Source organism: Actinomadura sp. NPDC049382 (assembly GCF_040677125.1).
GTDB lineage: Bacteria > Actinomycetota > Actinomycetes > Streptosporangiales > Streptosporangiaceae > Spirillospora > Spirillospora geliboluensis.
In genome coordinates this window covers 1-5,059 of the sequence record NZ_JBFARO010000234.1, presented here as the reverse complement: position 1 = coordinate 5,059, position 5,059 = coordinate 1, and the positions used below count along the sequence as shown (strand labels likewise).

Annotated in this window: 6 protein-coding genes and 2 pseudogenes; 5 read left to right on the top strand and 3 right to left on the bottom strand. The window is 77.1% G+C overall.

Annotation, left to right across the window (positions count from 1 at the left end; all coding sequences use genetic code 11):
- The 3 genes and pseudogenes from AB0K34_RS45955 to AB0K34_RS45945 all read left to right on the top strand — a co-directional run.
- A pseudogene (locus AB0K34_RS45955) lies at positions 1–507 on the top strand (hypothetical protein); the annotation flags it as partial.
- A gap of 91 nt (positions 508–598) precedes the next feature.
- Positions 599–898, top strand: a complete 300-nt coding sequence (locus tag AB0K34_RS45950) for a 4a-hydroxytetrahydrobiopterin dehydratase (RefSeq protein ID WP_301177374.1) — start codon at positions 599–601, stop codon at positions 896–898.
- A 7-nt stretch (positions 899–905) separates the two neighbouring features.
- Positions 906–1,391, top strand: a complete 486-nt coding sequence (locus AB0K34_RS45945; protein WP_301177375.1) for a TIGR00725 family protein — start codon at positions 906–908, stop codon at positions 1,389–1,391.
- A 4-nt stretch (positions 1,392–1,395) separates the two neighbouring features.
- Here the strand turns inward: AB0K34_RS45945 and AB0K34_RS45940 are convergent, their stop codons facing one another.
- Genes AB0K34_RS45940 through AB0K34_RS45930 form a run of 3 tightly spaced genes read right to left on the bottom strand, consistent with a single transcriptional unit; the run spans position 1,396 to position 4,216 of the window.
- Positions 1,396–2,187, bottom strand: coding sequence for an SDR family oxidoreductase (locus AB0K34_RS45940; protein ID WP_301177376.1), 792 nt, complete (start codon positions 2,185–2,187; stop codon positions 1,396–1,398).
- An 11-nt stretch (positions 2,188–2,198) separates the two neighbouring features.
- Positions 2,199–2,399, bottom strand: a complete 201-nt coding sequence (locus tag AB0K34_RS45935; protein ID WP_301177377.1) for a hypothetical protein — start codon at positions 2,397–2,399, stop codon at positions 2,199–2,201.
- The gene (locus AB0K34_RS45930) at positions 2,396–4,216 is read right to left on the bottom strand and encodes a hypothetical protein (protein WP_301177378.1); all 1,821 of its coding nucleotides are present in this window, start codon (positions 4,214–4,216) and stop codon (positions 2,396–2,398) included. Before AB0K34_RS45930 ends, AB0K34_RS45935 begins: the two co-directional genes overlap by 4 nt.
- Positions 4,217–4,363: 147 nt before the next feature.
- Between AB0K34_RS45930 and AB0K34_RS45925 the strand changes: the two genes are divergently transcribed.
- Together AB0K34_RS45925 and AB0K34_RS45920 are read left to right on the top strand one after the other, a co-directional pair.
- Positions 4,364–4,792 carry a hypothetical protein gene (locus AB0K34_RS45925; RefSeq protein ID WP_301177379.1) on the top strand — a complete coding sequence of 143 codons (429 nt, stop codon included), beginning with the start codon at positions 4,364–4,366 and terminating at the stop codon, positions 4,790–4,792.
- A gap of 2 nt (positions 4,793–4,794) precedes the next feature.
- Positions 4,795–5,059, top strand: a pseudogene (locus AB0K34_RS45920) (hypothetical protein); the annotation flags it as partial.

Sequence of the window (5,059 nt, the reverse complement as noted above, 5' to 3'; positions counted from 1 at the left end):
GGCAAGGGCACCTTCGTCGCCAAGCCGAAAGTCGCGCAGGAGCTCCAGCTCGTCAGCTACACCGAGGACATGCGGCACCACGGGCTGCGCCCCGACGCACGGCCCGGTGCGCCGGGCGGCGGCGGGGGGCCGGGAGGGCTGCTGGACGCCGCCGCCCCCGGGGCCGCCGCCGTGTCCGCGCTCAAACGCGACGCCGGCTCCTACACCTGGGCCGCCGCCGCCGTCGGGTCCAACACCGCCGCCGGGTACCAGCTCGCCACCGGTGAGCCGGTGATGGCCGTCGGCGGGTTCAACGGCACCGACCCCGCCCCCACCCTCGCCGGGTTCCAGAGCCTGGTCCGGCAGGGCCGGATCCACTACTTCATCGGGACCGGACGCGGCGGCGGCCCCGCCATGCGCGCTCAGAGCGGCAGCGACGCCGCCCAGAAGATCAGCGCGTGGGTCGCCGCGAACTACACCGCCACCACCGTCGGCGGCACCGTCCTGTACGACCTCGGCGGCGGGTGACCGGCGTGATGTAGTGGGAAGGGGGAACGGCACCGGCGCCCGGCGAGGCGGCGCCGGTGGGACAGCGCCGGTGAGGCAGAGGAGAGGGCCGATGGCCGACACGCTCGACGACACCGCCGTCGCGGAACGCCTGCGCGGCCTGCCCGCCTGGCAGCGCGACGGCGACGCGATCCGCAGGCGCGTGCGGGCGCCCGCGTTCCTGGCGGGGATCGACATCGTCGCCGACGTCGCCCGCGCCGCCGAGGACGCCGACCACCACCCCGACATCGACATCCGCTGGCGGACGCTGACGTTCACGCTGTCCACGCACAGCGCCGGCGGCATCACCGGCAAGGACTTCGACCTCGCCGCCGTCATCGACGAGATCGCCGCCCGGCACGGCGCGGAGTAGTCGCGCGATGGCCGTGCAGGTCGCGGTGTGCGGGCCCGGCGAGTGCACCGAACGCGAATGGGACCTGGCGTACGAGACCGGGCGTCTGCTGGCCGTGCGCGGCGCGGTCGTGGTGTGCGGCGGGCTCGGCGGGGTGATGGCCGCCGCCGCGGCCGGGGCCCGCGCCGGCGGCGGGATCACCGTCGGGGTGCTGCCGGCCGCCGACCGCGCCGCCGCCGGGCCCGACCTCACCGTCGCCGTCCCCACCGGCCTCGGGCAGGCCCGCAACAACCTCGTCGTCAACGCCGCCGACGCGGTCATCGCCGTCGGCGGGTCCTGGGGGACGCTGTCGGAGATCGCGCTGGCCATGCGCGCGGGACGGGTCCCCGTCGTGCAGCTCGGCGGGTGGCGCGTCCACGACGAGGACGGGCGGCCCGCCGGCGGGATCGTGCACGCCGCCGACCCGGCCGCCGCCGTCGACGCCACCGGCCTGTGGGACCGGCGGGACCGCTAGGGGGTCAGTGGGCGGAGAAGCCGCCGTCGACGAAGATCGACTGGCCGGTGACGTAGCCGGACGACGCCGACGCCAGGAACACCGCCGCGCCCGCGAAGTCCTCCGCCAGGCCGTTGCGGCCGGTCATGGTGCGCTCGGCGAGCGCCTTGACCTTCACCGGGTCGGCCGACAGCCGCGCGTTCAGCGGCGTCATCACGAACCCCGGGACCAGGGCGTTGGCGGTGACGCCGCGGCCCGACCACGCCTCGGCCTGCGACCGCGCCAGCGCCACCACGCCCGCCTTGGACACCCCGTAGGCGCCGCTGGTCACCGATGCGCGGAACGCCTGCTGCGAGGCGATGTGGATCAGCCGCCCGAAGCCGCGCTCGGCCATCCCCGGCCCGAACCGCTGCCCGAGCAGGAACGGCGCGTCCAGGTTCACCGCCATCGTGGCGTCCCACACGTCCGCGCCGAGCTCGTCCATCGGCGGGCGCAGGTTCACCGCCGCCGCGCTGACCAGGATGTCGGGCTCGCCGAACGCGGCCGCGGCCGCGTCGGCGGCCTCGGCGACCGCGTCCCGCGAGGCCAGGTCGGCGCTGACCGACGCCGCCTCGCACCCGTGGCCCTCGAGTTCGGCGACCGTCGCGGCCAGCTCGGCCTCCCGCCGCGCGACCACCACGACCGACGCGCCCGACCGGGCCAGCGCCACCGCGATCGCCCGGCCGATCCCGGAGCTGCCGCCGGTCACCACCGCGACCCGGCCCTCCAGCGAGAACAGCTCCGACAGGTACCCGGCAGGGGAGGTCCGCTCGTTCATGACCGCCGAGTCTACGGTTCCGGCGGCGCGCCGCCCGCCCCGTCCCCGTCCCTGGCGGTGTCTTCGTTGTTGCCGGTGTCCTCGTCGTCGGTGCGGCGGCGGTCGCGCCAGACCACGACGGCGATCACCGCGACGACGATGAACGTCGGCACGAAGAACGGCACCGCCGTGATGAGCGGGTGGGCCGCCAGGACCCCGCCGGCGGCGCTCACGCGCCCCGCTCCGCGGGCAGCAGGCGGGCGATCCGCGCGACGCCCCAGCCGAGCGCCAGGACCAGCGCCAGCGTGCACGCCAGCACCACCGCCGAGCACAGCGCCCACAGCCACCCCGGCACGTCGGTCTTCAGCTCCCGCTGCAGGATCGACCGCTCGCCCCGCACGTCCCGGGTGAACTCCGCCGGGGCGGGCAGCGCCGCCGCGCCGATCGCCGGGTCGGCGGGCAGGTAGACCGGGACGCCCGCCAGGGTCCGGCCGTCGTGCACCCGGATCAGGGTCTTCCAGTCGCCGTGCAGCGGCATCGGCGCGCTCGTCCGGTAGACGCCGTCGCGTTCGCGGACCAGGCGGTCGACGTGCAGGCCCTTGCCCTGCCAGCCGGTCACCGTCACCCACGCGGGCCCGTCGACCGCGTCGGCGGGGGAGAACTCCACGCGGGCCGAGGCGGTGCGGTGCGCGGCGTCGCCGCGGACGCCGGTGAGGGTGACGGTGGCGGTCCGTCCGGCGGGGACGTCGACGACCAGGCCGTTGGCGACCGCCGCCGACACCGCCAGGATCGCGCCGGCGAACAGCCCGCGCGCCACCGCCGGGCGCGGGGACCGGCCCGCCAGGCCCTCGGCCAGCAGTGCCCCGCACAGTCCGCCCGCGACACCGCCGACGACCGCCATCAGCATGCCCTCGGCCAGGACGTCGGGCGTCCACGGCAGCCGGAACGCCGCCTGCCCGTAGGCGTACTCGGCGCCGAACCCGGCCGTGCCGATCAGCAGCCCCGACACCGCGCCCGCCGCCAGCGGCCGCCGGGCCAGCAGCAGCGCCGCGGCCTCCACGCACAGCGCCTCGGCGACGTACAGCGGCACCGCCGCCCACAGCTCGCCGATCACCCCGGCGACCACGACCGACACCCCGCCCCGCACCAGCATGTAGAACGCGACGGCCAGGACGGCGGCGCCGCGCCCGGCCCACAGCCGCACCGCGACCAGCGCGCAGCCCGCCGCCAGCGCGATCAGCAGCGGCTGGTGGACGAGCCGGAACTGCGGCACCCCGAAGTCGTACTCGGCCTGGAACACCGACAGCCCGATCAGCAGCCCGCCGCCGAGCATGCAGCGGCGCGCGTAGCGGACCCAGCCGGGCGGGCCGGCGGCGTCGGGGAGGGCGCGGCGGCCCTCCCGCTCCAGGATCATCATCGCCACCAGCGACAGCCCGGCCCCGCCGATCAGCATCAGGTGGGTCGGGCCCCACAGCGTGACGTCCTGCCCGAAGATGCGGTGCCACACGTCGTCGAGGGGGAAGCCGAGCAGCGCGTAGAACCCGGCGCCGGCCAGCAGGACGCCGCCGGCGGGCGCGTACCAGTCCCGGGTGATCCGCACCGACGCTGCGCCGGGCCGCGCCCCCTTGGGCAGCACGACCGCCAGGACGCCGGAGGTGAAGATGCCGAACAGCCCGACCAGGATCGGGTAGTGCGCGGCGTTGGCCAGCGGCCCCTCGTCGCGACCGTGGGAGATGTGCAGGGAGATGTCCCAGTACATGCCGAGGAGCGCGACGAGCAGCGACAGCAGCGCGACCTGCAGCGGCAGCGCCGCCCAGCCCGGCATGCCGCGGCCGGGGCCCCGCTCGGCCAGCCGCGCGAGCCGGGCCAGCGCGGTGACGCGGCCGGTGCGGTGCCCCCAGCCGAGCACCAGCAGCACCGCCGTCAGCGCGGCGGCGCCGGTGGAGGCGATGACGATCTGGTCCAGTGCCGCGCCGCCGGCCGGTTTCGCCGGTGCCGCCGCGGCCAGCCGCAGCGCCGCCGCCGCGGCGCCCGCCCCCGTGCCCGTCATGTGCTCCACCACCGGTGCTCCCTCGCCGCAGGAACCAGAACGGAAGGGGGCGAACACCGCCTTCCGCGACGGAGTATGCCATCTTTGAATGTGTCATTGCCTAGTGTCACAATCTGTGGTGTGCGACACCGGGACGAGAGGAGCGCCATGAGGCTGCGGACCATCGCGGGAACGGCCGCCGCCGCGGCACTGGCGGCGGCCGCCGGATGCGGAGAGCCCGCCGCCCCCGACACCGCCGCCCCGCCGGCACCGCCCGCCGCGTCCGCGCCCGCCGCGACCGGGACGCCGGCCGCGCCCACCGGGACCGCGCCGCGGGTCGTGCGCGTCGCGGTGACCGTCACCGGCGGCGAGCCCCGCACCCCGCACCACCGCGTGAAGGTCCCGCGCGGCGCCATCGTCGAGATCACCGTCACCGGCGACACCGCCGAGGAGTTCCACCTGCACGGCTACGACCGCGAACTGACGATCACCCCCGGGCGCCCCGCCGTCCTGCGGTTCACCGCCGACACCCCCGGCGTGTTCGAGGCCGAACTGCACCGCTCCGGCACCCGCGTCCTCGAACTGCGGGTCGGCTGAGCGTGCCCGGACACGCGCTCGCCGCGGGGCCCGTCCTCGCGCACGGTCCCGTCCTCGCGCACGGACTCGGCGGACGCACCGACCTGCCGCTGGACGCCGTCGCCGCCATCGCCGGCGGGGGCATCGCGGTCGCCGCCTCCTTCGCCGCGCTCACCGCCGCGTGGAAGCGGCCCCGCCTGCACCCCGCCGCCGGGCGCCCCCTCCCCGCCGCGCTCGCCCGCGCCCACGGCGCCCCCGCCCTCGCCGGCGGCGGGGGGGGCGTCGCCG

Excerpts from the sequence above, each read along its gene's own strand:
- AB0K34_RS45950 (WP_301177374.1), top strand. The coding sequence starts at position 599 with ATGGCCGACACGCTCGACGACACCGCCGTCGCGGAACGCCTGCGCGGC.
- AB0K34_RS45945 (WP_301177375.1), top strand. The coding sequence starts at position 906 with ATGGCCGTGCAGGTCGCGGTGTGCGGGCCCGGCGAGTGCACCGAACGC.
- AB0K34_RS45940 (WP_301177376.1), bottom strand. The coding sequence starts at position 2,187 with ATGAACGAGCGGACCTCCCCTGCCGGGTACCTGTCGGAGCTGTTCTCG.
- AB0K34_RS45930 (WP_301177378.1), bottom strand. The coding sequence starts at position 4,216 with ATGACGGGCACGGGGGCGGGCGCCGCGGCGGCGGCGCTGCGGCTGGCC.
- AB0K34_RS45925 (WP_301177379.1), top strand. The coding sequence starts at position 4,364 with ATGAGGCTGCGGACCATCGCGGGAACGGCCGCCGCCGCGGCACTGGCG.